At 64.7% G+C, this 21,162-nt stretch carries 21 protein-coding genes; 5 read left to right on the top strand and 16 right to left on the bottom strand.

Annotation, left to right across the window (positions count from 1 at the left end):
- The first annotated feature begins 22 nt into the window (after window positions 1–22).
- The gene (locus NLM32_RS12600) at window positions 23–2,290 is read left to right on the top strand and encodes a TonB-dependent receptor (RefSeq protein WP_254129293.1); all 2,268 of its coding nucleotides are present in this window, start codon (window positions 23–25) and stop codon (window positions 2,288–2,290) included.
- 262 nt (window positions 2,291–2,552) lie between these two features.
- On the opposite strand, the gene NLM32_RS12595 is transcribed toward NLM32_RS12600, so the two are convergent.
- The 10 genes from NLM32_RS12595 to NLM32_RS12550 form a co-directional block, all read right to left on the bottom strand.
- A complete protein-coding gene (locus NLM32_RS12595; protein WP_209968996.1) occupies window positions 2,553–2,936 on the bottom strand; it encodes a RidA family protein in 384 nt (127 codons plus the stop codon).
- Between the two features lie 23 nt (window positions 2,937–2,959).
- Window positions 2,960–4,570, bottom strand: coding sequence for an amidohydrolase family protein (locus tag NLM32_RS12590; protein WP_254129292.1), 1,611 nt, complete (start codon window positions 4,568–4,570; stop codon window positions 2,960–2,962).
- 10 nt (window positions 4,571–4,580) lie between these two features.
- Entirely contained in the window at window positions 4,581–5,900 is a 1,320-nt protein-coding gene (locus tag NLM32_RS12585; RefSeq protein WP_254129291.1) for an MFS transporter, read from the bottom strand.
- 292 nt (window positions 5,901–6,192) lie between these two features.
- Window positions 6,193–6,963 carry an IclR family transcriptional regulator gene (locus NLM32_RS12580; RefSeq protein WP_254129290.1) on the bottom strand — a complete coding sequence of 257 codons (771 nt, stop codon included), beginning with the start codon at window positions 6,961–6,963 and terminating at the stop codon, window positions 6,193–6,195.
- Window positions 6,964–7,045: 82 nt separating this feature from the next.
- Window positions 7,046–7,798 carry a haloacid dehalogenase type II gene (locus NLM32_RS12575; RefSeq protein ID WP_254129289.1) on the bottom strand — a complete coding sequence of 251 codons (753 nt, stop codon included), beginning with the start codon at window positions 7,796–7,798 and terminating at the stop codon, window positions 7,046–7,048.
- Between the two features lie 87 nt (window positions 7,799–7,885).
- Window positions 7,886–8,353 (bottom strand): DUF1801 domain-containing protein, encoded by a 468-nt coding sequence (locus NLM32_RS12570; protein WP_254129288.1) that lies wholly within the window; start codon window positions 8,351–8,353, stop codon window positions 7,886–7,888.
- A 27-nt stretch (window positions 8,354–8,380) separates the two neighbouring features.
- Entirely contained in the window at window positions 8,381–8,896 is a 516-nt protein-coding gene (locus NLM32_RS12565; protein ID WP_254129287.1) for a GNAT family N-acetyltransferase, read from the bottom strand.
- Window positions 8,897–9,008: 112 nt separating this feature from the next.
- Window positions 9,009–9,944, bottom strand: coding sequence for a glycosyltransferase family 2 protein (locus tag NLM32_RS12560; RefSeq protein ID WP_254129286.1), 936 nt, complete (start codon window positions 9,942–9,944; stop codon window positions 9,009–9,011).
- Window positions 9,941–11,092, bottom strand: a complete 1,152-nt coding sequence (locus NLM32_RS12555; protein WP_254129285.1) for a hypothetical protein — start codon at window positions 11,090–11,092, stop codon at window positions 9,941–9,943. Before NLM32_RS12555 ends, NLM32_RS12560 begins: the two co-directional genes overlap by 4 nt.
- 47 nt (window positions 11,093–11,139) lie before the next feature.
- The gene (locus tag NLM32_RS12550; RefSeq protein WP_254129284.1) at window positions 11,140–11,631 is read right to left on the bottom strand and encodes an NUDIX domain-containing protein; all 492 of its coding nucleotides are present in this window, start codon (window positions 11,629–11,631) and stop codon (window positions 11,140–11,142) included.
- A 92-nt stretch (window positions 11,632–11,723) separates the two neighbouring features.
- On the opposite strand from NLM32_RS12550, the gene NLM32_RS12545 reads away from it, so the two are divergent.
- Window positions 11,724–12,620 carry a metallophosphoesterase gene (locus NLM32_RS12545; RefSeq protein ID WP_254129283.1) on the top strand — a complete coding sequence of 299 codons (897 nt, stop codon included), beginning with the start codon at window positions 11,724–11,726 and terminating at the stop codon, window positions 12,618–12,620.
- 39 nt (window positions 12,621–12,659) lie between these two features.
- Here the strand turns inward: NLM32_RS12545 and NLM32_RS12540 are convergent, their stop codons facing one another.
- The 3 genes from NLM32_RS12540 to NLM32_RS12530 form a co-directional block, all read right to left on the bottom strand.
- A complete protein-coding gene (locus NLM32_RS12540) occupies window positions 12,660–13,214 on the bottom strand; it encodes a hypothetical protein (protein ID WP_254129282.1) in 555 nt (184 codons plus the stop codon).
- 190 nt (window positions 13,215–13,404) lie between these two features.
- Window positions 13,405–13,614: a hypothetical protein gene (locus NLM32_RS12535; RefSeq protein WP_008137787.1), complete on the bottom strand. Its 210-nt coding sequence runs from the start codon at window positions 13,612–13,614 to the stop codon at window positions 13,405–13,407.
- A 23-nt stretch (window positions 13,615–13,637) separates the two neighbouring features.
- Window positions 13,638–15,272 carry an isocitrate lyase gene (locus tag NLM32_RS12530; RefSeq protein ID WP_254129281.1) on the bottom strand — a complete coding sequence of 545 codons (1,635 nt, stop codon included), beginning with the start codon at window positions 15,270–15,272 and terminating at the stop codon, window positions 13,638–13,640.
- 235 nt (window positions 15,273–15,507) lie between these two features.
- On the opposite strand from NLM32_RS12530, the gene NLM32_RS12525 reads away from it, so the two are divergent.
- Complete coding sequence (locus tag NLM32_RS12525; RefSeq protein ID WP_254129280.1) at window positions 15,508–16,953, top strand: short-chain fatty acyl-CoA regulator family protein; 1,446 nt, start codon at window positions 15,508–15,510, stop codon at window positions 16,951–16,953.
- A 204-nt stretch (window positions 16,954–17,157) separates the two neighbouring features.
- Here NLM32_RS12525 and NLM32_RS12520 read toward each other — a convergent pair whose 3' ends face one another.
- A complete protein-coding gene (locus NLM32_RS12520) occupies window positions 17,158–17,451 on the bottom strand; it encodes an antibiotic biosynthesis monooxygenase (RefSeq protein ID WP_045005289.1) in 294 nt (97 codons plus the stop codon).
- Window positions 17,452–17,678: 227 nt separating this feature from the next.
- On the opposite strand from NLM32_RS12520, the gene NLM32_RS12515 reads away from it, so the two are divergent.
- Window positions 17,679–18,491, top strand: coding sequence for a hypothetical protein (locus NLM32_RS12515; protein WP_254129279.1), 813 nt, complete (start codon window positions 17,679–17,681; stop codon window positions 18,489–18,491).
- Window positions 18,492–18,667: 176 nt separating this feature from the next.
- Window positions 18,668–19,036: a hypothetical protein gene (locus NLM32_RS12510; RefSeq protein WP_254129278.1), complete on the top strand. Its 369-nt coding sequence runs from the start codon at window positions 18,668–18,670 to the stop codon at window positions 19,034–19,036.
- Window positions 19,037–19,269: 233 nt separating this feature from the next.
- On the opposite strand, the gene NLM32_RS12505 is transcribed toward NLM32_RS12510, so the two are convergent.
- The gene (locus NLM32_RS12505; protein WP_254129277.1) at window positions 19,270–19,911 is read right to left on the bottom strand and encodes a tetratricopeptide repeat protein; all 642 of its coding nucleotides are present in this window, start codon (window positions 19,909–19,911) and stop codon (window positions 19,270–19,272) included.
- Window positions 19,912–20,045: 134 nt separating this feature from the next.
- Window positions 20,046–20,990 carry a zinc metalloprotease HtpX gene (htpX, locus tag NLM32_RS12500; protein ID WP_254129276.1) on the bottom strand — a complete coding sequence of 315 codons (945 nt, stop codon included), beginning with the start codon at window positions 20,988–20,990 and terminating at the stop codon, window positions 20,046–20,048.
- Window positions 20,991–21,162 lie beyond the last annotated feature (172 nt).

Genomic DNA, 21,162 nt, shown 5'->3' with positions numbered 1-21,162 from the left:
TGCGCGATCGGAAATCAGGACAATGGTGTCTTCAAAAGCAATATTGGCGGGCTCGAGCCTCGCCGCACTCACGCTGTTTCACCCTGGCGGCGGCGCCATGGCGCAGACGACGGCTCCCCTCACGACGCTGCCCAGCGTCGAGGTCGATGCGCCCAAGCAGACGCAGGCGCCGCGCCGTCCCAAGGTTCGGGTCGCCGTCGACAGGCACAGGACAAATTCGCAGGCAAAACCGCCGACCGAAGCGCCGGCGGCGGTCGAGGGGCAGAGCGACAGGATGGACGCGGCGCGTCAGAGCGTGCTTCCGCCCGGCGGGGCCACCGCCCACACGCTCACGCGCCAGGCGATCGAGGCGCTGCCGCAGGGCACCAACGCCTCGCTCGACAAGGTGCTGCTGCAATTCCCCGGCGTCACCCAGGATTCGGCGGCGAGCGGCGACCTGCACGTCCGCAACGAGCACGCCAACCTGCAATACCGCATCAACGGCGTCATGCTTCCCGACGGCGTCGGCGCGTTCGGGCAGATCCTCGACACCGGCATCGTCGGCAGCATGAGCCTGCTCACTGGTGCGCTACCGGCGCAATACGGCCAGCGCACCGCCGGCGTGCTCGACATCTCCACCAAGGCCGATGCCTTCAACAATTCCGGCGTCGTCGGCGTCTATGGCGGCAGCAACGGCACCATCTCGACCAACGTGGAATATGGCGGGACCGTCGGACAGACCCAGTATTTCCTGTCGGGCCGCTTCCTGCAGAACAATCTCGGCATCGAGAACCCGACCCCGTCGGTCAATGCGATCCACGACCGCACCAACCAGGAAAAGGGATTTCTCTATCTCTCGACGATGATCGATCCGAACAGCCGCCTGACCTTCATGAGCGGCGTGTCGAATGCGACGTTCCAGATTCCGAACAACCCCGGGCAGGCGCCTGCCAACACGGCGTTCGGCGTCTCGAATTTCGACTCGTCCAGGCTGAACGAGCACCAGAACGAGTTCAACCAGTTCAACGTCGTCTCCTACCAGACCTCGAATGGCGAGTTCGACACGCAGACCTCGTATTTCAATCGCTACAGCCAGCTGCACTTCTACCCCGATCCGATCGGCGATCTCGTCTTCAACGGCGTGTCCTCGGATGTCTATCGCCAGAGCGTGGTCAACGGCATCCAGCAGGACACCGCCTGGCGCATCGGCTATGCGCACACGCTGCGCTTCGGCCTCTCGGTCAGCGCGGAGCGGACGCTGGTCAACAGCGGATCAACTGTGCTGCCGCTGGCCGATCCCACCGACCCGACCGCGGGAACGAACGACGCGCCGTTCTCGGTATTCGATTCCAGCGCCAAGACCGGCTGGTTGATCGGGACCTATGTCCAGGACGAGTGGAAGATCACCAACAATCTGACCCTCAACGCCGGCCTGCGCTTCGACCAGATGTACCAATATGTCGATGCGAACCAGCTCAGCCCGCGCGTCAGCCTGACCTGGAAGCCGTTCGACGGCACCATGTTCCACGCCGGCTACGCGCGCACCTTCACCCCGCCCTCGCAGGTGATCGCGGCCCCGGTCAACCTCGCGCTGGTGACGCCGCCCGGCGCGCCCGCGAACACGTTGACGCCAGAAGTGGCGCAGAACAGTCCGGTGCTGCCGGAGCGCGCGCACGTGTTCGACGTCGGCGTGACGCAGAAGATCTACGCGATCCCGGGCCTGGAGGTCGGCGCCGACGCCTACTACAAGAAGGCGCGCGACCTGCTCGACGACGGCCAGTTCGGCGCGGCCTATGTGCTGAGCGGTTTCAACTACGATCACGCAGAGAACGTCGGCGTCGAGCTGAAGTCGACCTACCGCAACGGCAATTTCAGCGCCTACGCCAATATCGCCTGGGCCAAGCAGATCGCGAGCAACGTCGTCTCGAACCAGTATCTGTTCGGTGCGGATGAGCTCGCCTACATCGCGGGCCACTACATCTACACCGACCACGCCCAGATGCTGTCGGGATCGGCCGGTGCCTCCTATCTCTGGGAGGGCACGCGTTACAGCGTGTCGATGATCTATGGCAGTGGCCTGCGCTCGGGCTTTGCCAACACCGATCACCTGCCCGGCTACACGCAGGTGAATTTCGGCCTGTCACACGACTTCAACATCATCGCGCCGAACAAGCCGACGACGGTGCGCTTCGACGTGGTCAATGCGTTCGACACGATCTACCAGATCCGCGACGGCTCCGGCATCGGTGTGTTCGCCCCGCAATACGGACCGCGGCGCGGCTTCTATGTCGGCATGTCGCAACGGTTCTAGACCATGATGAGATCAGGTTAGCTCGGCTTGCTCGGAAGCCCACCTCTCCCCAGCGGGGAGAGGTCGGATTGCTTTGGCGCGCAATTGCGCGCCTGAGCAATCCGGGTGAGGGGGCGCAGCGATCGGCGAGACTGTAACCCCTCACCCGGATCGCATTTTCAATGCGATCCGACCTCTCCCTTCGGGAGAGGTGAACGCCTGGCGCGCATCGATTCCACCAAAGCTCATCCCAACTAGCCCAGCGGACGCAGCAGGAGCAGCTTCACCTGCGATAGGCGACGCAGTCGATTTCCACCTTGCAATCCACCACCATGCTCGACACCACGCAGGCCCGCGCCGGCGGATTGGCGCCGAAATATTCGGCGAAGACCTTGTTGAAGCTTTGAAAGTCCCGGGGATCGTCGAGCCAGACGCCGCAACGCACGACATCCTTCGGCTCGTAGCCGGCTTCGGTCAGGATCGCGAGCATATTGCGGATCGCCTTGTGCGATTGCGGGATGATGCCGCCCTCGATCACCTCGCCGTTCTCCATCGGCGTCTGCCCCGACACGTAGAGCCAGCCATCGGCCTCGACCGCGCGGGCAAAAGGAAGGTGCTGGCCGCCGGTGCCGGTGCCGCCGGCCGCGCCGTATCGTTTCAGCGTCATTGGTCTCGTCCTGTGTGGTGAGATTACGTCAGGGCCCGGCCTGGCCGCGCGAAGGTGCTGCGTCCGTCCGCGACCACGGCCTTGCCGGCGACGAAAACCGAACGGATGCCTGCGGGCATTTCCGTCGGCGTCTCGAACGTCGCCTTGTCCATGATGGTCTCGTCGAACAGCGTGAGATCCGCGACCATGCCCGGCCGCAGGATGCCGCGGTCGGACAGGCCGAAGCGCTGGGCGGGCATCGCCGTCATTCGCCGCACGGCATCTTCCAGCGTCAGCCAGCCCTGCTCGCGCGTCAGGCGGCCGGCGACGCGCGGGAAACTGCCATAGGCGCGCGGATGCGGCTTGGTGCCCGGACGCGGAATGCCGTCGGAGCCGACCATGTGCAGGCGATGGGTGAAGGCCGCGCGCAAATCGGCCTCATCGAGCTGGAACATGATGATGCCGGTCTGGCCCTGATCCTCCTTGATGCAGCGGACCATGAGATCGAACGGCGAGATGCCGAGCTCGCGCGCGGCATCGACCATCGACTTGCCCTCGAGTGGCTTCAGCGCGGGATTGCCGGTGCCGGAGATGCGCACATTGTGCCAGCCAATCAGCACGATCTTGGACTGCGCGGCATGCGGATCGGGATCGCCCTCCTCCACCAGCACGCGCAGCGCCTCGCGCTTCGCGGAATCGCGCAGCCGCTCGCGCAGCGCGTCGATGCCGCCTTCGAGCGCGGCCGGCGGCAGCAATTGCAGCATGTAGGAGCTGCCGGCCGGATACGGATACATGTCGAACGAGATATCGATCCCCTCCGCGCGCGCCGCCTCGAGCCGGTCGAGCGCCTTGGGAATCGCGCCCCAGTTCGGCTTTCCCGCCGATTGCAGATGCGACAGCAATCCCGCCGCGCCGGAGGCACGCAGGATCGCGATGAACTCGTCGATGGATTGCAGCAGACCCGCTTCATAGCTGCGGATGTGTGCGGTCAGCAGCTTGCCGTGCGCCCGCACCGTCTCCGCCAGCGCGTTCAGTTCATTGGTGTCGGCAAAGGCGCTCGGCGGATAGACGAGGCCGAGCGACAGGCCGGCCGCGCCCTGGGCGAGCTGCTGCGCAAGCAGCGCCTGCATCGCCGCGATCTCCGCCTCCGTCGCCGCGCGGCGCTCGTAACCGAGCACGGCGAGCCGGATCGCGGCATGTCCGACCAGCGAGACGAGGTTGAGCGCCACGCCCGGCCCTTCCAGGGCCTGCCGGTAGCCGTCGAAACTGCCGAACACTTCGTCCGGACGGGTTTCACCGGCGAGACCCGAGAAGTGCAGCCGCAGCAGCTCGGCGGAGCCTGCGGTCGCCGGATAGAGCGAGAAGCAGCAATTGCCGACGACGAGCGTAGTCACGCCCTGCAACGTCTTCTCGGGCCTGTCAGGCTCGCGCAGGCAGATCAGGTCGTCGTGGCAATGCGCATCGATGAAGCCCGGCGCGAGATAGCATCCGCGCGCGTCGATGATGTCGGCCTCGTCCGCCGGCAACGAGGCGCCGATCGCCGCGATGCGGCCATCGCTGATGCGCAAATCGGCCTCGAACCACGGCGCGCCGGTGCCGTCGATCACCCGGGCGTTGCGGATCAGCGTGTCCTTGCTGTCAAGATTCTGGGGCATGCCCCTCTCCTCAGTGAACAGGCACGGCGCCTGCCGGCGACGCCTCTTCGAAATCCGGAATCGACTCGATCCGGCCGAGCACCACGACATAGAAGAAGATACCGATCAGCAGCACGACGCCGGCGATCATGAAGGCACCGGCAAACGATTGTGTCCAGTCGACCACGATGCCGGTGACGATCGGCGCGAGCACGCCCATCATATTGTTGGTGAAGTTGACAATGCCGCCGACACTTCCCGCGCCGCCCTTGGGCGCGATCAGCGACACGATCGAGGACCCGACCGGCGCCGCGGCCGACAGGCCGGAGATCGCGATCGACAGCCACAACAGCGCCCAGCCCGGCTGCACGGTGAAGGCGGCGCCGATCACGGCAAGCCCCATCAGCATGCCGATGATGATCACGGACTGGCGCACCCGCGTCGAGTCGTAACCACGCGCGATCAGATGATCCACCAGGAACCCGCCGATCAGGAGGTCGGACAACGTCGCGAAGATCCAGGGAATCGTCGAATAGCCCGCGGCCGACATCAGGTTCATATGCATGGTCTGGGCGAGATAGCCCGGCAGCCAGGTGAGGAAGAGATAGAAGGTGTAGCCATAGGCGGAGAAGCCGATGGTGAGGCCCCAGACCTTGCGGTTGCGCAGGAGGTAACCGAGCATGCGGCTCTGCCCCGCGGTCGCCGGGCCTTCCGGCGTGCCGCCGCCGTCGACGATGTAGTCATGCTCCGCCTTGGTGAGCTTCGGATCCTCGCTCGGATTTCGGTAGATGATGTAGTAGGCGATGAAATACGCAAAGCTCAGCAGCGCGGTGACGCCAAAACCCCAGCGCCAGCCGTAGAGAAAGATCACGTAGGCGACCAGCGGCACGCCGATCACGTTGGAGAATTTGGCCGCGGAATCGAAGATCGCGGTCGAGCGCGCGCGTTCGTCGAGCGGAAACCAGTGGCCGGTCGCCTTCTGGCTCGCCGGAAACGCCGGCGCTTCGGCGACGCCGAGCAACAGACGCGCGGCGAAGATTCCGTAAAGTCCGCTGGCGAGCGCGGTGATGGTGGCGGCAACCGCCCAGAGGAAGCTCGAGCCGCGGCCGACCTTGGTGACGCCGAAGCGATCGAGCACCATGCCGCCGGGGACCTGCAGCAGCGAATAGGTCCAGAAGAACGCGCTGCCGAGCAGGCCGATGTCGGTGGCGGTGAGGCCGAGCTCCTTGGTGAGCGCGGGCGTCGCGGCCGAGAGGCCAACGCGATCGATGTAGTTGATGAGAATTCCAACGCCGAGCAGACAACCGATCAGCCAGCGTCGTCCGGGTACCTGTTGTCCTGCATTCGCCATGTTGAATCCTCGCTTGGACACGCAGGATCGCGTCTCGCGCCCTGTCATGGGACCGCAAGAACCTCACCGCGCCTGCAATTACAATGTCTCTTATAGTGGACAATATGTTCTTATAGCGTCACGTTAGATATTCGGACGGCGTGATGTCAAGCCTGCACATTCTAGTCCTGCGCGCCTCGACGTGCATTCTCCGAACGTTGTGCACTGCGTGCCGCGCAAACAGGGGACGCGCGGCGACGGCGCGCGAGGCGATGCGGGAACATCGGTCGCTGCGCTTGCAGGCCGGCTTGGCTCAGGGGCGATCGGAGAGTTCGGTTGCGGTGGCGACGAGATCGTCGAGCAGCGCGGTCCTGCGCTCCTTCACCGAATCCGCGGGAACGACGAAGCAAAGCGTCGCAACCGCAACACCCCTCTTGTCGCGGATGGGGGCGGCAAGACATGACGTAAACCGATCGGACAGCGCCGTCGTTACGCATTTGCCGTCACGTCTGGCGCGCGCGACGTCCTTGATGAAATCGTCGATGTCGAGGACGCGGCCGTCCGGAAGGCGAAAATCCTCCTTCGGAACAAAGGCGCGAATGTCCGCCGGGCTCATATGATCCAGCAGCAACCGGCCGGATGCCGTCCACGGCAGCGGCACCTCGATGCCGACATCCGTCGTGATCCGGAACAGGCCCGACCCGTCCCGCGTATCGACCACCACATATTTGCGGCCACGCAACGCGCAGAGTTGCGCGGTGGCGCTGTGCTGGGTCGCGAGCCGGTCGAGGGCTTCGCGGCAGCGGCGATGCAGGGGATTGGCCTCCGCATAGGCCCGCCCATAGAGATGCACCGCCTTGCCGAAATAGACCTGCCCGCCGTCGCCGACGCTCTCCAGCAGGTCCGCCTCGATCAGGCGATTGGCGATGGCATAGACGGTCGATCGCGGCGCGCCCATTCGCTTGGCGAGATCGCTGAGCTTGGAAGGTTCGCGCAGATGCAGCAGCGCTTCCAGGAGATCGATGGTCCGATCAATCCCGTTCTGGCGTTCCGCGGGCGAGGTGCCCTTCTTGGGTGCGGCCAAACTTCACATGTCCTTCGTCTGCTTCGCCTGCGGTTTTTGGCATAAACCGCGCCGACGGTACAGTGGCAGCTGGTCGCTCGCACTAGCTCGACAGAAAGTGCACCAGGTCGGTCATGCCGAGCCCCTCGCCGTCGGGAACGGCATCGAGCTGTTCGCGCGGTTGCTTCTGCCGATTGACCCAGAAGGTCGGATAGCCGAACAGTTTTGCACCGGAGGCGTCCCAGCCGGCGAAGGCTGCAAAGAGAACCTCTTCACGCTTCAAGGCGAAAGCGTCGAGGCCCATCTGATAGGCCCGCGGGTCAGGCTTGTAGGCACGAACCGCATCCGTGCTCAGCTGAAATTCGAAGACGCCTTCGAGCCCTGCGGCGCGAATATTGGCGTCGAGCATCGCGGGCGAGAAATTGCTCAGGAGTGCGAGCCGCAAGCCATTGTCCTTCAGCATGGACAGAGCGGGCGATACGTCGGGCCAGACCGTCATGCCGAGATAACCTTCGACCAGCGCACTTCTCTTGACGCCGGTCAGTTCGATATCGAGCGACTTGCAGGCGAACACCAGGGCGTCATCGATGACGCCGAGGAAGTCGCGATAATCTCCGCTCATGGTGCGGAGCCATGTGTATTCGAACTGCTTCGTTCGCCAGGCGTTTGACAGTTCGGCGCCGCGTCCGGGAAACAGGTTCTCGGCCAGCGCGAAGATCGGACGCGGATCGAAGATCGGAAAGCCGTCGAACGCGATCGCCTTGATCGGCCCGCCCGCTCCATGGGAATCGCCTGCAATCGAGGACGCGACCGTCAACGATGCGATCGCGAGAAGTTGGCGGCGACTAAGGGCCATTTGGGCGCTCTCATGCGGTGGACAAAATCCCGCCGATCATGATCGCCCGGTCACCCGGAATATTCCCGACTGCGTCGGAATCGGAGGTCAGGACCCCTGCATGTAGCGGACGGGATTTTCAGGATCCGCTTCGTAGATGCCGGCAACCTCCGCGACGAGAGCAGACACCGCATCGTGCTTGAGATCGTCGAACCGCTCGAAACTGAAGTTGTTGCCCCCCATGCGCAATTCGCCGAGCTTCCCGGCATAACGGGATACGACGGGCGCGCCTTGCCTCGTCACCGTCACGTACATGCTGATGTAGTTTTTCTGGAGTGCAACACCGATCACCGGCCAGTCCGTGCTTTTGCCCGATTTGATGGCGTAGCGGAACTTTCCATAGCCGATCATCTTCATGCGCATTCCCGCCTCTCCCGCGGGCGTTCCCTGATGGAAATGGCGCTTGAGGGCTGGCGCGGCCGAGACCACCAGCTTGTGCAACTCGGTCAGATCGCGCTTTCGCTTCGGATCGAAATCGAGGTAGGCCTGCAATGTGTCGGCAATCACGCGGAACATTTGGGCCTCGATCGGTTGCCGGGTGCGCTATCCCCGTGCCTTGCTCCAGTCCGGAGCCACTGTGCCCGAGACACCTTCGAACGCGCCGTCGACGAGCTCGAACACCAGGACGCGGGCGGCATCGACCGGGCCCGGCATGGTGACGCGTCCCTTGGGGACGAGCTTGAAACCGACGCGGCTGTAATAGGGCTCGTCGCCGACCAGCAGCACGATGGCGTGGCCTTTGTCCCCGGCGTCCTTCAGGGCCCGCTCCATCAGCATGCGGCCGATGCCACGGCTGCGGAACGGCGGCTCGACGGTCAGCGGCCCGAGCAGCAGCGCCGGCGTCTCGCCGATCGTGACAGGCAATTGCCTGACGGAGCCGACCAGCAGCGTGCCGATGCGGGCGGTGAAGGAGACGTCGAGCAGATGGTCGACGTGCTCGCGGATGCGGTAGGCGCTGAGCACGAAGCGGCCGGGGCCGAACGTGCGCTCGTGCAGCCGCTCGATCGCCTGGGCGTCGCCGGGGGCTTCGGGACTGATGGTGATTGAGAGATCGTTCATATCATAGCGTTTTCGAGCGAAGTGGATTCCGGTTCGCGTTAAGAAAACGCGTCAATCCGGCAAGCGGAGTAGCATCTGCGCATCTGGAGGTCTATGGGCGCCGCGCCCGACTTCAGGTCCTTTTCGGCGCCGGCTGGGACAGATAGGCCAGCATCTTCATCTCCCGCCGCCCCCGCGTCACGGTATCGAGCACGAGGCCCGACGAAACCGACAGCATCGCCACGATCGTCAATCCCATCGACAGCACGGCAGTCGGCAGGCGCGGCACCAGGCCGGTCTCGATGAACGTCACGACGATCGGGATCGCAAGGATGATCGCGGCCAGGGCGAGCAGGATCCCGATCACGGTGAAGAAGCGCAGCGGCCGCTCCGACCGGTACAGCTTCAGCATGGTGCCGAGAATGCGGAAGCCATCGCGCCAGGTGTTGAGCTTCGAGAACGAGCCTTCCGGCCGCGCGTAATAGGGCGTCTCGACCTCGGCAACCGGCAGCGACAGCTCCAGCGCGTAGACCGCGAGCTCGGTCTCGATCTCGAAGCCATCGGACAGCACGGGGAACGATTTGACGAAGCGCCGCGAGAACACGCGGTAGCCGGACAGGATGTCCTTGAAGGCGTGGCCGAAGGTCGAGGACAGGAAGCCGGTCAGCATGCGGTTGCCGGTGCGATGGCCGAGACGGTAGGCCGCCTGCGACTGGTCGATGCGGAGCCCGACCACCATGTCGAGATGTTCCTCGAGCAGCTTGTCGATCATGCGCGGAGCGCTCGGCGCATCGTAGGTGGCGTCGCCATCGACCAGCACGTAGATGTCGGCCTCGACATCGGCGAACATGCGGCGCACGACGTGGCCCTTGCCCTGCCGCCGCTCGCTGCGCACGATCGCGCCGGCCTCGCGCGCAACGGCAGCGGTGCTGTCGCGCGAATTGTTGTCGTAGACAAAGATCTCCGCCGCGGGCAGCGCCTTGCGGAAGTCGGCGACGACGGTCGCAACCGCCGCCTCCTCATTGTAGCAGGGCACCAGCACGGCGATGCGGGGTTGAGCGGATGTCATCGCGGCAGCGCTCCCAGACTGGCCGGCTCGGACCGGACCGATGCGGCCTCACGCATCTCGGCCGGCTGCAACAGCCGGGCAAACGACAGCGTCCACAGCGACAGCATTGCGATCGGCACGACGTAGTACGGCGTGAAGATCGGGTGGCTCAGGAAGAAGCCGAGATTGACGACGAGGTTGCCGGCAACGACGAAGGCCGCCTGCCGCACATGCCCCTCGCGCGACCACAACAGCGCGAGCGTCGCGCCGATCGCAAGCACGATCAACACGATCTGCATGTCGCGCAGGTACTGGCCAAGTACGGCGAAGTCCAGGCCCGGCGCAACCACGTCGGCGCTGCCGTAAGTCGTCGCCAGCGCGCTGCCGGCATTGATGGCCTGGGCGGCCAGCGTCGGCGCCATGCCGACGAGCACGCCGGCACCGAAGGCGAGGCCCTGCACGAACGTTGCTAGCGAGCGCGTCCATAGGAAGGGAATGCCGAGGAACAGGAAATAGCCGGCCGCCAGCAAGGCATTCGGCAATCTGAAATTGACGGACACACCGAGCAGGAGACCGATCAGCGCAATCAGCAACACGCTGCGCTTGTCCCTGGCCAGCCACAGCGCCGTCAGGAAGCCCACGACGGCGCACAGCGCCATGGTCGGCGCAACCGAATAGCTCGCTTTCGCCGGATTGATCATGAGATAGACGGCAAGCGCGCCGAACACGCCAGCGCCCAGGACCGACGGCAGCGTCGGCGCCATGGCGATGCCCGACAGCGCAAGGCCGCACACGATCAGGCTCGCGACAATGTAGAGCGGCACGACCTGGTGGCCTTGCGGAAACAGCGCCAGCAGGAAGCCGGTGCCCGGTGGATATTGCAACACGACCTTGCCGCCCGGCATCGGATTGTGGCAGGGCCAGCGGATCGGATCCTTCCATTCGGCGAAGGCGATTTCCTTCAGCTTGCCCTCGAAATAACGATCGTCGTCCCTGGCCGCGTTGGTGTCGAGCCCGCCGGCGCCGAAGCGCTGGAACAGATGCGCCTGCCGGAGATAGCAGATGTCGTCATAGACCCCGCGCGCCTCGCTCCAGCGCGACATTGTCGCAATGTTGCTGGCGAGGATCGCGAGGCAGATCAGGCCGAAGACGAGTTTTGCGGCTTTCATCAGGTTTCCGTGACGCCCATTCGGACTGGTACTAGCATAGCCCGCCCTCAGCGCCACGTCGCAATCACGGGCTTGCCGTCAAGCACTTCCGCGATCCGCAGCCGCGTGCCGGGGGTCACCTCCTCCGGCAGCGCGGCGGTGTCGAAGAAGCCGCATGCGATGATCTCGTGGTTGGGCGCCGGCAGCCGGTCCTGCCGGAAATGCCTGACCACATAGACCGCGACATGGTCGCGGCGGGAGATGTGGCTGTTGAGGAAGATGCCGTGCAGCACGGCCTCCCCGGTCAGATCGATATCGCCCTCCTCCTTGAGCTCGCGGCGCATCGCCTGCTCCATGGTCTCGCCGTAGTCGACGCCGCCGCCCGGCAGATACCAGCCCGAGACGTAGCTGTGCTTGACCAGAAACACCTTGTTGTCGGCATCGAGCACCACGGCGCGGACGCCGAGCGTCATGCCGCGAACCACCAGGAAATAGGCGTGGAAGACGCGCCGCAGCAGCGGCTCGAATCTCCGTCGGATCTGGTCCAGGCGCTCGCCCATTAGCCTCTCGTGATGCGCCCTTCCAGGCTTCCCTTGCGCGATGAGCGCGACCTTGCCATTACAGCAACCGAATAGCGAGGCAATCGCGCGCCATGACTTCCCACACGCCGGCACCCTTCACGCTCGCCCATCTGTCCGACCCGCATCTGCCGCCGCTGCCGAAGCCGCGGCTGATCGAGCTCGCCGGCAAGCGCGCACTCGGCTACGTCAACTGGACGCGCAACCGTCACAAATACCAGCGCCGCGAGGTTCTCGACGCGCTGGTCGCCGACATGCAGGCGCAGGCGCCCGACCACATCGCGGTGACTGGCGATCTCGTCAACCTGGCGATGGACGCGGAGTTCGCGCCGGCACGCGCCTGGCTCGACGGGGTCGGCTCGCCCGACCGCGTCACCACGATTCCCGGCAATCACGACGCCTATGTCCGCGCCACGCGCCATCGCTTCGGCGAGACCTTTGCGCCCTATCTTGCCAGCGACGACGGCAGCGCCGGCTTTCCCGGCGTGCGCCGGCGAGGACCGGCCGCGCTGATCAGCCTCTCCAGCGCCGTGCCGACGCCGCCCTTGATGGCGACGGGCACGCTCGGACGCAATCAGCTCGCAGCGCTCGAAGAGGTGCTCGACCGGCTCGCGACCGAGGACGTCTTCCGCGTGCTGCTGGTGCATCATCCGCTGAAGTCCGCTGCGCGCCAGAAGCGGCTGACGGATTCCGCAAGCCTGCTGGCGGTGCTCAAACGCCATGGCGTCGAGCTGGTCTTGCACGGGCACGACCACATCCATTCGACGATGTGGTTCGAAGGTCCCAACGGCAACATCCCCGCGATCGGCGTGCCATCGGCCTCGGCGCTCGCGCACGGGCGCTACCCGGCGGCGGCCTACAATCTGTTCGCGATCGAGAAGGACAATGCCGGCTGGCGCTGCGAGCAGATCGTGCGAAGCATCGATCCGGGCATGCAGGTGCGGGAGATCAAGCGCACACGGCTGGTTTGAGGCGCGCGCGTCAGCGCGAGCACGGACGACGGAGAGCAATCACCAGCTCCGCAACGCCGCGACCACGGCGACGCCGAACAGCGCGGCGGCACCGATGATGAATCCGAACACGAACGGCCAGACGCGCGAGCGACGGGGCGGCTCCGCGACCTCCGGCTTCGGCTCGGGCGGGACCACCATCGCGCGCTCGCGCTCGACGATGCGGCGGGCAACATAGTCGGTGACGGCGTCCACGATCACTGCGGTGTCGTGCGATTCGGCGAGCACGATGCGGCCGAAGCGGGTGTCCTGGACGAAGCGGTACTGCCGCTTGTCGCGCCCCATCAGGATGTGGGCGACGACGTCGATCCAGAGCCGCGGCGTATCGCCCTGGCTGATGCCGCGATCGAACAAATCGATCTGCTCGGGCACCTGGGCGAACAGCGGGTCGAGTGCGTCGTTGAGGATCTCGAGCCGCGCCACCTCGGCGTCCCTGAGATCGACGACGACGCCGGTCCGGTCGGCGGCCTCGATCCGCGCGCGCAGCAGTGCGTCGCGCAGCCGGACCGGGCGCGGCTGGCTGGGTTGGGGACCGCTGATCTCGGGCTCTGACATGGTCGGCCTCGTCCTCGACTTTCCGCCGTTAACCTATCAGCAACCACAGCGCCCGCAAAGGGTCCACAATTCCAGATACTTACGACACCCACAGGCCGTTGATGTGTGCCAAAAACAGACGATCCCACCCGGCTTGCGCCGGATGGGACCCTCCGTCCTTGGACGTCTTCTTGGATTTGTCAGGCAGCCGTCAGGCCGAGACCCGCGACGGCTCTTCCACGATCGAGAAGCGGACGCCGGCCTTGTGGCGGTTCTCTTCCGAAACCGAGCGCCAGGCGTCTTCGGCTTCCTTCCGGGTCTTGAACGGACCCTGCACCTGGGCCGAGCCTTCGACGAGCTTGTGGAAGTTCATCGAGCCGAACTCGCCGCCGATCACCCAGAAATTGCTGCCTTTGGTCATTGTCAGTCTCCTGTTGCGTGGCGTTAGCCGAACTGGTTCATCGTGTTGTGGGCGCCGCCCGCCTTGAGGGCAGCTTCACCCGCGAAGTATTCCTTGTGGTCGTCGCCGATATCGGAGCCGGCCATGTTCTGGTGCTTGGCGCAGGCGATGCCCTGACGGATCTCCTGGCGCTGCACGTTCTTGACGTAGCCGAGCATGCCCTGATCGCCGAAATACTCGCGGGCGAGGTTGTCGGTGGACAGCGCGGCCGTGTGATAGGTCGGCAGCGTGATCAGGTGGTGGAAGATGCCGGCACGCTTGGCCGAATCCGCCTGGAAGGTGCGGATGCGCTCGTCGGCTTCGATCGCCAGCGGCGTATCGTCGTATTCCGGCTTCATCAATTCGGCGCGGCTGTACTTGCTGACGTCCTTGCCGGCTTCCTTCATCGCATCGTAGACCTGCTGACGGAAGTTGATGGTCCAGTTGAACGAGGGCGAGTTGTTGTAGGCGAGCTTCGCGTTCGGGATGACCTCGCGGATACGGTCGACCATCTTGGCGATCTGCTCGATATGCGGCTTCTCGGTCTCGATCCAGAGCAGGTCAGCACCATTCTGCAGCGAGGTGATGCTGTCGAGCACGCAGCGGTCTTCGCCCGTGCCGGGACGGAACTGGTAGAGATTCGAGGGCAGCCGCTTCGGGCGCATCATCTTGCCGTTGCGGTTGATGATAACGTCGCCGTTGCGGGCGTTCTCAGCGGTGATTTCCTCGCAATCGAGGAAGCTGTTATACTGATCGCCGATGTCGCCCGGCTTGTGGCTGACGGCGATCTGCTGCGTGAGACCGGCGCCAAGCGAGTCGGTGCGGGTGACGATGACGCCGTCCTCGACGCCGAGCTCGAGGAAGGCGTGGCGGCAGGCGCGGATCTTCGCGATGAACACCTCGTGCGGCACGGTGACCTTGCCGTCCTGGTGACCGCACTGCTTCTCGTCGGAGACCTGGTTCTCGATCTGCAGCGCGCAGGCGCCCGCCTCGATCATCTTCTTGGCGAGCAGATAGGTCGCCTCGGCATTGCCGAAGCCGGCGTCGATGTCGGCGATGACGGGCACGACGTGGGTCTGGAAGTTGTCGATCTTCGCGATCAACTCCTTCTCGCGGGTCTTGTCGCCTTCTTTGCGCGCCTTGTCGAGCAAACGGAAGATGTCGTTGAGCTCACGGGAATCCGCCTGACGGAGGAAGGTGTAGAGCTCTTCGATCAGTGCCGGCACCGAGGTCTTCTCGTGCATCGACTGGTCGGGCAGCGGTCCGAATTCGGAGCGCAGCGCCGCGATCATCCAGCCGGACAGGTACAGATAGGTGCGATCGGTCTTGCCGCCGAAATGCTTCTTGACCGAGATCAGCTTCTGCTGGGCGATGAAGCCGTGCCAGCAGCCCAGCGACTGGGTGTACTTGGTCGGATCCTTGTCATAGGCCGCCATGTCGGCCCGCATCAGCGCCGCGGTGTAGCGGGCGACGTCCAGGCCGGTCTTGAAGCGGTTCTGCAGGCGCATGCGCGCGACGGCCTCGGCCGACACCCCGTTCCAGGTCGGCTGGGTCTTGAGGAGCGCCTGGGCTGCCTCGACTTCGTTCTGATACGAGGCCGGGCCCTGGAAGGTGGTGATGCCACGGGGCTGGTAGTTCATGTGCCTTATCCCTTTCGACGGATGACAAAGCGACCGGCGATGTCATCGACATTTTTGACAATGCATTGCGAAATGCGTGTCATGAGATAAACGCGAGAAAGAGAAGTTCGTACAGATGCCTTGTATTTGAATGGTGATGTCATGTAACATCAGAACATGTAATAGATGTTATTTTGTAAATCTTGTAAATGCATAGGTCAGTCTATCTGTCCTTAATGCGTCTGGAGGCCTGAAAATGCCCGCTGCGTCCGGGAAAAAGCTGTTCGTCGGTCCGCGCTTCCGGCGGATCCGGCAGCAATTGGGGCTGTCCCAGACCCAGATCGCCGAGGGGCTCGGGATCTCGCCGAGCTATGTCAATCTGATCGAGCGAAACCAGCGGCCGGTGACGGCGCAGATCCTGCTGCGGCTGGCCGAAACCTACGATCTAGATCTGCGCGACCTCGCCAGCGCCGACGAGGACCGCTTCTTCGCCGAGCTGAACGAGATCTTCTCCGATCCGCTGTTCCGCCAGATCGACGTTCCCAAGCAGGAGCTGCGCGACCTCGCCGAGCTCTGTCCCGGCGTCACCCATGCGCTGCAACGGCTCTACGCAGCCTATGCCGAGGCACGCCAGGGCGAGACGCTGGCGGCAGCCCAAATGGCCGACCGCGACGTCGGCACGCGCTACGAGGCCAATCCGGTCGAGCGCGTGCGCGAGCTGATCGAGGCCAACCGCAATTATTTCCCGGAGCTGGAGCAGGCCGCCGAAAACCTGCGGGACGAATTGGACGTGCCGGCCGAAGGGCTCTATGCCGCGCTCGCCGCGCGCCTGCGCGAAAAGCATTCGATTCAGACCCGGATCATGCCGGTCGACGTGATGCGCGAGACGCTGCGCCGTTTCGACCGCCATCGCCGCCAGCTCCTGATCTCGGAACTGGTCGATCCGCCCGGCCGCGCCTTCCAGCTCGCCTTCCAGCTGGGTTTGGGTGAATGCGCGCAGGCGCTTGAAACCATCATCGGCCGCGCCGGTCCACTCGACGACGCGCCGCATCGGCTGTTCCGCATCACGCTCGGCAATTATTTTGCAGCAGCGGTGATGATGCCCTACCCGGCCTTCCTCGCGGCCGCCGAAGCGCTCAACTACGACATCCACGTGCTGGCGCAGCGCTTCAATTCCGGCTTCGAGCAGGTCTGCCATCGCCTCACCACGCTGCAACGGCCGAACGCGCGCGGCATTCCGTTCTTCCTGCTGCGCGTCGACAATGCCGGCAACGTCTCGAAGCGCTTTTCCTCGGGCACCTTCCCGTTCTCGAAATTCGGCGGCACCTGCCCCTTATGGAACGTGCACTCGACCTTCGACACGCCCGATCGCCTGCTGAAGCAGGTGATCGAGCTCTCCGACGGCACGCGCTATTTCTCGATCGCGCAGATGGTGCGCCGGCCGGTGGCGCCGCACCCGCTGCCGCAGCCGCGCTTCGCCATCGGCCTCGGCTGCGAGATCCGCCACGCCGCGCGCCTGACCTACGCCGCCGGCATGGATCTGGAGAAAACGGAAGGCACGCCGATCGGCGTCAACTGCCGGCTCTGCGAGCGCGAAAACTGCGCCCAGCGCGCCGAGCCGCCGATCACGCGCACGCTGATTTTGGACGAGACGACGCGACGGGTGTCGAGTTTCGCGTTCTCGAATGCGCGGGAGTTGTGAGGAGCTCGGCGTTAGGCGGCACACCTGCACTACCCCTCGGTGTCGTCCCGGCGAAGGCCGGGACCCATAACCACAGGGCATAGTTTGATGAGACGTCGTCGTTGTACGTCCTTTGGTACGACGACCACCATTCACCGATAGATCACGCGGTATGGGTCCCGGCCTTCGCCGGGACGACCCGCGGAGAGATCTCGCGTCCAATCCCTACGCCAGCGTATGCACGATCACCGGCCCCGCCGCGGCACTCGCATGCCCTGCCAACAGCGAGCCAAGATCCTTTTCGATCCAGGCGATCGCGCGCCTATTCGCTTCCTCGGCCTGCTCGAACTTGTCGAAGATGGAAATCGCGGTCACCGTGTCGTCGCCGGCATAGACCACGTAGTAGGCCCTGAAGCCGTCGACATCGCTGATGATCGGAACGGCGCCGTCCTTGATGCGGCGCGCCAGCTCTTCGGCGCTTCCGCTCTTGGCCTTGGCCTGACGGATGGCGGCATACATGGCATCCTCCCTTCCGGCTCGTGATGTGGGGCATGGTGCCCGGCGGCATGTTACGCCGAAGCGCGCGGCCGATCTACGGCTTGGTTAACCCTGCCCTAATCTCCTCCCGCGATCTGCAACCAACGATTAAGCACGCCTCAACATCGCGGCCTTAGTCTCGCCTCACTCACTTTTCGCAAACAACGGCAGCCTATCCTGCCGCGTGAAGTGACATCAGGGGGTTCATCATGCGCATTGCGTTGCTGCTGACCGCGACCATTGTCGGCGCGCTCTTCGCCCATCCGTCCAACGCCGGCTCGCTCGACGTCGCGTCCGCCGATGCCGCGAAGGCGCTGCCGCCCGGCTTCCAGAGCTACCGCGGCTACATGTTCGACGTGTCGGAGAATGCCGATCGCAAGGACGTCGACAAGCTCACCGAGAACCTGAAGCAGCAGATCGACGTCGTCGAAGGTGCCGGGTTCTCCCCGCGCGTGCTGCGCTTCTTCCGAACCGTCCCGATCATCGCAAGCGAGCTGGCCTGCCTCGACGAAGGCGCCGCGACCGCGTGCTACGGCCGGGTCACGCCGGACATCCAGCGCACCACCCCGCGGACGCTGACGGTGTGGGACCACGACAAGCAGCGCTGGACCAATCCGAACGCCGTCGACCTCGCGGTCGATTCCGGGCTCGGCGTGATCATGGTCCGGCCGGACATGATGCGTTACGAGAAAGAGGCCGTGCTGCTCCACGAGATGCTGCACGCCTATCACGCGCGGCTCTTGCCGGACGGTTACGCCAACAAGGGCGTGATCAGCTATTACGCTTATGCCAAGTCCAAGGATTTCCTGCCCAAGGAAGCCTATGCGCTGAAGAACCACATGGAGTTCTTTGCGGTGACCGCCAGCATCTTCCTGGCCGGCAAGAGCGAATTCCACGATCCCAAGACCCGCGAAGCGCTCAAGGAGAAGATGCCGGACTATTACAAATATCTGGTCGGCGTGTTCGGCTTCGACCCCGATCCGGCAGCGGCGTCGGCCGGCCCGGTCGCCTCGCTGAAGTAAGGTCGATACGGCGCACCTCGTGCCAAGCCGATGCCAAAAGCCGCGCGACATGCGCGGCTTTTCTGTTTTGGGTAACGGAAGCTGCGGATGACGCCCGGCCGGCAATTGCCAAGGGGGGGCCCGATCTGCATAGTCCCGCCGCATCGATTGAGACTGTTTCGAAGAGGATAGAAGACATGGCGGACGCCGACCTGGATGTCGTGATCCGGCAACTGGCCAGACAGCTGCAGACGGGCCTGATGACCCGCGCCAAGGAGCGGCGGGATCGCTTCAGCGGCCTTGCGGCCAAGGCCAAGGGCAAGGAGACCGGCGCCCGCTTCAAGATGATGGCCAAGGCCACCATGGAACAGGCCACCGCCGCCGCCAGGCGCCTACAGATGTCCGCCGACAACGTCGCCGACAGCTACGCCCGCGCCATGCGGCTGGCCGCCAGCACGCCCATCGAGGTGAAGGCCGAGAAGCCGGCCAAGGACAAGCCTGCCAAGGACAAGCCGGCGAAGAAGGCCGCGAAGGCGAAGAAGGCCAAGGCCAAGAAGGCAAAGTAGGCGTGCATTCTTCCTTCTCCCCTTGCGGGAGAAGGTGGCATAGGCGGCCTTCGGCCGACGTTCTCAGGAACGCCGAAGCTGAGCTTCGGCTTTGGCGCCGGATGAGGGGTTGCTTCCGCGAACTCTACCGAGAGAGCTCGTCCTCTGAGAGATACCCCTCACCCGTCTCGCCGCTCCGCGGCGAGCCACCCTCTCCCGCAAGGGGAGAGGGAAAGAGAGGAAACGCCGGAATTTCACCGCCGCGGTGTCGAGACCTGGGTCGGCTCAGCGTGGGCAAGCTCGGCGAGTTTGGCGCGCGCGGCGTCGCGTGTGCGGCTGTCCTTGCCGGACGGCAACGCAACGGCGGCTTCGAAATCTGAGCGGGCATCGTCGGCCTGGCCGCGGGCGAGGAACGCAAGGCCGCGATCGAGGCGCGCCTGTGCATCCGTTGGATCGAGGCGGACGGCGGTGCTGTAGCTCAAAATCGCGCGGTCGAGATCGCCCTTGGCGGCGAGCGCGAGGCCGCGCTCGTGATAGGACGCCGCCGGCTTGGGATCGAGCGCGATGGCCTCGTCAAAATCGGCAATCGCAAGGCCCAGATCGCCGTTCTGACGGTACGCCTGCGCGCGGTCGCGATAGAGCGAGGCGCGGTTGGGATTGAGGTGGATGGCTTCGTTGAAATCGGCGATCGCCCGGCCGTTGTCGCCGTGGCGCAGCGCGATCCGCCCGCGCCCCTCATAAGCAAAGGCGATCAGGGAGCCACGAAACGGCGAGAAGCCGATCACGGCCGAGCAGATATCGGGCTCGTCCTCATCGCCGCAATTCACGACCGTATGCGTGGACAGGCCAATGGCCACGCCCAGGACGATCAACAATGGCACGGCAGCTCTGGTCATCTTCGACGGTGACCGGCGACGAGCCGGCCACGCATCCCCTTTCGAAGGAACACTCTCGATCAGGTGTTAACACCGGCTGGGCCTGCCCTGTGTGCGCCAGGTCACAAACTCAGCCAGAATCGGCCTGTTTCGCATCAGCCCCAAGGACCACGAGAAGGACCACGGGACGACGAACGGCCCCACGGGCCCTGCGGCGGATAGTTCTCGTTGGCGCCGACCGACGGCGCGGCTTGCGAGCCGAGCTCGGTCGCAAGTTGCTGGAGCGCCGCGATGCGGTTCTGCGTCGAGGGATGGGTGGCGAAGAGATTGTCGACGCCATGTCCCGACAGCGGGTTGATGATGAACATGTGCGCGGTCGCGGGATTTCGCTCGGCATCATAGTTCGGTACCTGATGCGCGGCGCCCTCGATCTTCACCAGCGCCGAGGCCAGCCACATCGGCTGGCCCGCGATGCGCGCGCCGAGATTGTCGGCGGCATATTCGCGCGTGCGACTGATCGCCATCTGCACCAGCATGGCACCGAGCGGCGCCAGGATCATCATCAGGATCGAGCCGACGATGCCGGGGCCGTTGTTGTCGCGGTTGCCGCCGAAGAACATGCCGAACTGCGCCAGCATGGAGATGGCGCCGGCGATGGTGGCGGTGATCGTCATCAGCAGCGTGTCGTGATTCTTGATATGCGCGAGCTCGTGCGCGATCACGCCGGCGAGCTCCTCGCGGCTGAGCCGGTTCATCAGGCCGACGGTGACGGCGACGGCGGCATTCTCGGGATTGCGACCGGTCGCGAAGGCGTTGGGCTGCGCCTCGTCCATCACGAACACGCGCGGCATCGGCAGGCCCGCGCGGCCCGCAAGCTCGGCAACCAGCCCGACAAGTTCCGGCGCACTGTGACGGTCGACCTCATGCGCGCCGTACATCGAGAGCACCGCGCGATCGGAGTTCCAATAGGTGAAGAGGTTGGTCGCCGCCGCAATCACGAGCGCGATCATCGCGCCGGTGGCGCCGCCGATCAGATAGCCCACGCCCATGAACAGGGCGGTGAGGCCTGCGAGAAGCATTGCGGTACGCAGGTAGTTCATGGCCGTCTCCCGAAGCGGCCGCGGGCAAAACCTCTGGCCGGCCTCCCGCAAGTACGACTGCGGCGGGCTGCTGCAAGGTTCGTGCGTCGCCCGGCCGCAGATTCATCTGCGTTGCCGCCAGGCTTTCACACGTCGCTAAACCTTGACCGGGATTTGCGCAAAAACACGCGCG

This window comes from Bradyrhizobium sp. CCGUVB14 (genome assembly GCF_024199935.1).
Lineage (GTDB): Bacteria > Pseudomonadota > Alphaproteobacteria > Rhizobiales > Xanthobacteraceae > Bradyrhizobium.
The sequence above is the reverse complement of the archived record's forward strand: the minus strand, read 5'-3'. Positions and strand labels throughout refer to the sequence as shown.

Coding starts and splice junctions, on each gene's coding strand:
- NLM32_RS12600 (WP_254129293.1), top strand. CDS start 23: ATGGTGTCTTCAAAAGCAATATTGGCGGGCTCGAGCCTCGCCGCACTC.
- NLM32_RS12595 (WP_209968996.1), bottom strand. CDS start 2,936: ATGACGCTGAAACGATACGGCGCGGCCGGCGGCACCGGCACCGGCGGC.
- NLM32_RS12590 (WP_254129292.1), bottom strand. CDS start 4,570: ATGCCCCAGAATCTTGACAGCAAGGACACGCTGATCCGCAACGCCCGG.
- NLM32_RS12585 (WP_254129291.1), bottom strand. CDS start 5,900: ATGGCGAATGCAGGACAACAGGTACCCGGACGACGCTGGCTGATCGGT.
- NLM32_RS12575 (WP_254129289.1), bottom strand. CDS start 7,798: ATGGCCCTTAGTCGCCGCCAACTTCTCGCGATCGCATCGTTGACGGTC.
- NLM32_RS12570 (WP_254129288.1), bottom strand. CDS start 8,353: ATGTTCCGCGTGATTGCCGACACATTGCAGGCCTACCTCGATTTCGAT.
- NLM32_RS12565 (WP_254129287.1), bottom strand. CDS start 8,896: ATGAACGATCTCTCAATCACCATCAGTCCCGAAGCCCCCGGCGACGCC.
- NLM32_RS12560 (WP_254129286.1), bottom strand. CDS start 9,944: ATGACATCCGCTCAACCCCGCATCGCCGTGCTGGTGCCCTGCTACAAT.
- NLM32_RS12555 (WP_254129285.1), bottom strand. CDS start 11,092: ATGAAAGCCGCAAAACTCGTCTTCGGCCTGATCTGCCTCGCGATCCTC.
- NLM32_RS12550 (WP_254129284.1), bottom strand. CDS start 11,631: ATGGGCGAGCGCCTGGACCAGATCCGACGGAGATTCGAGCCGCTGCTG.
- NLM32_RS12545 (WP_254129283.1), top strand. CDS start 11,724: ATGACTTCCCACACGCCGGCACCCTTCACGCTCGCCCATCTGTCCGAC.
- NLM32_RS12540 (WP_254129282.1), bottom strand. CDS start 13,214: ATGTCAGAGCCCGAGATCAGCGGTCCCCAACCCAGCCAGCCGCGCCCG.
- NLM32_RS12535 (WP_008137787.1), bottom strand. CDS start 13,614: ATGACCAAAGGCAGCAATTTCTGGGTGATCGGCGGCGAGTTCGGCTCG.
- NLM32_RS12530 (WP_254129281.1), bottom strand. CDS start 15,272: ATGAACTACCAGCCCCGTGGCATCACCACCTTCCAGGGCCCGGCCTCG.
- NLM32_RS12525 (WP_254129280.1), top strand. CDS start 15,508: ATGCCCGCTGCGTCCGGGAAAAAGCTGTTCGTCGGTCCGCGCTTCCGG.
- NLM32_RS12520 (WP_045005289.1), bottom strand. CDS start 17,451: ATGTATGCCGCCATCCGTCAGGCCAAGGCCAAGAGCGGAAGCGCCGAA.
- NLM32_RS12515 (WP_254129279.1), top strand. CDS start 17,679: ATGCGCATTGCGTTGCTGCTGACCGCGACCATTGTCGGCGCGCTCTTC.
- NLM32_RS12510 (WP_254129278.1), top strand. CDS start 18,668: ATGGCGGACGCCGACCTGGATGTCGTGATCCGGCAACTGGCCAGACAG.
- NLM32_RS12505 (WP_254129277.1), bottom strand. CDS start 19,911: ATGACCAGAGCTGCCGTGCCATTGTTGATCGTCCTGGGCGTGGCCATT.
- htpX (WP_254129276.1), bottom strand. CDS start 20,990: ATGAACTACCTGCGTACCGCAATGCTTCTCGCAGGCCTCACCGCCCTG.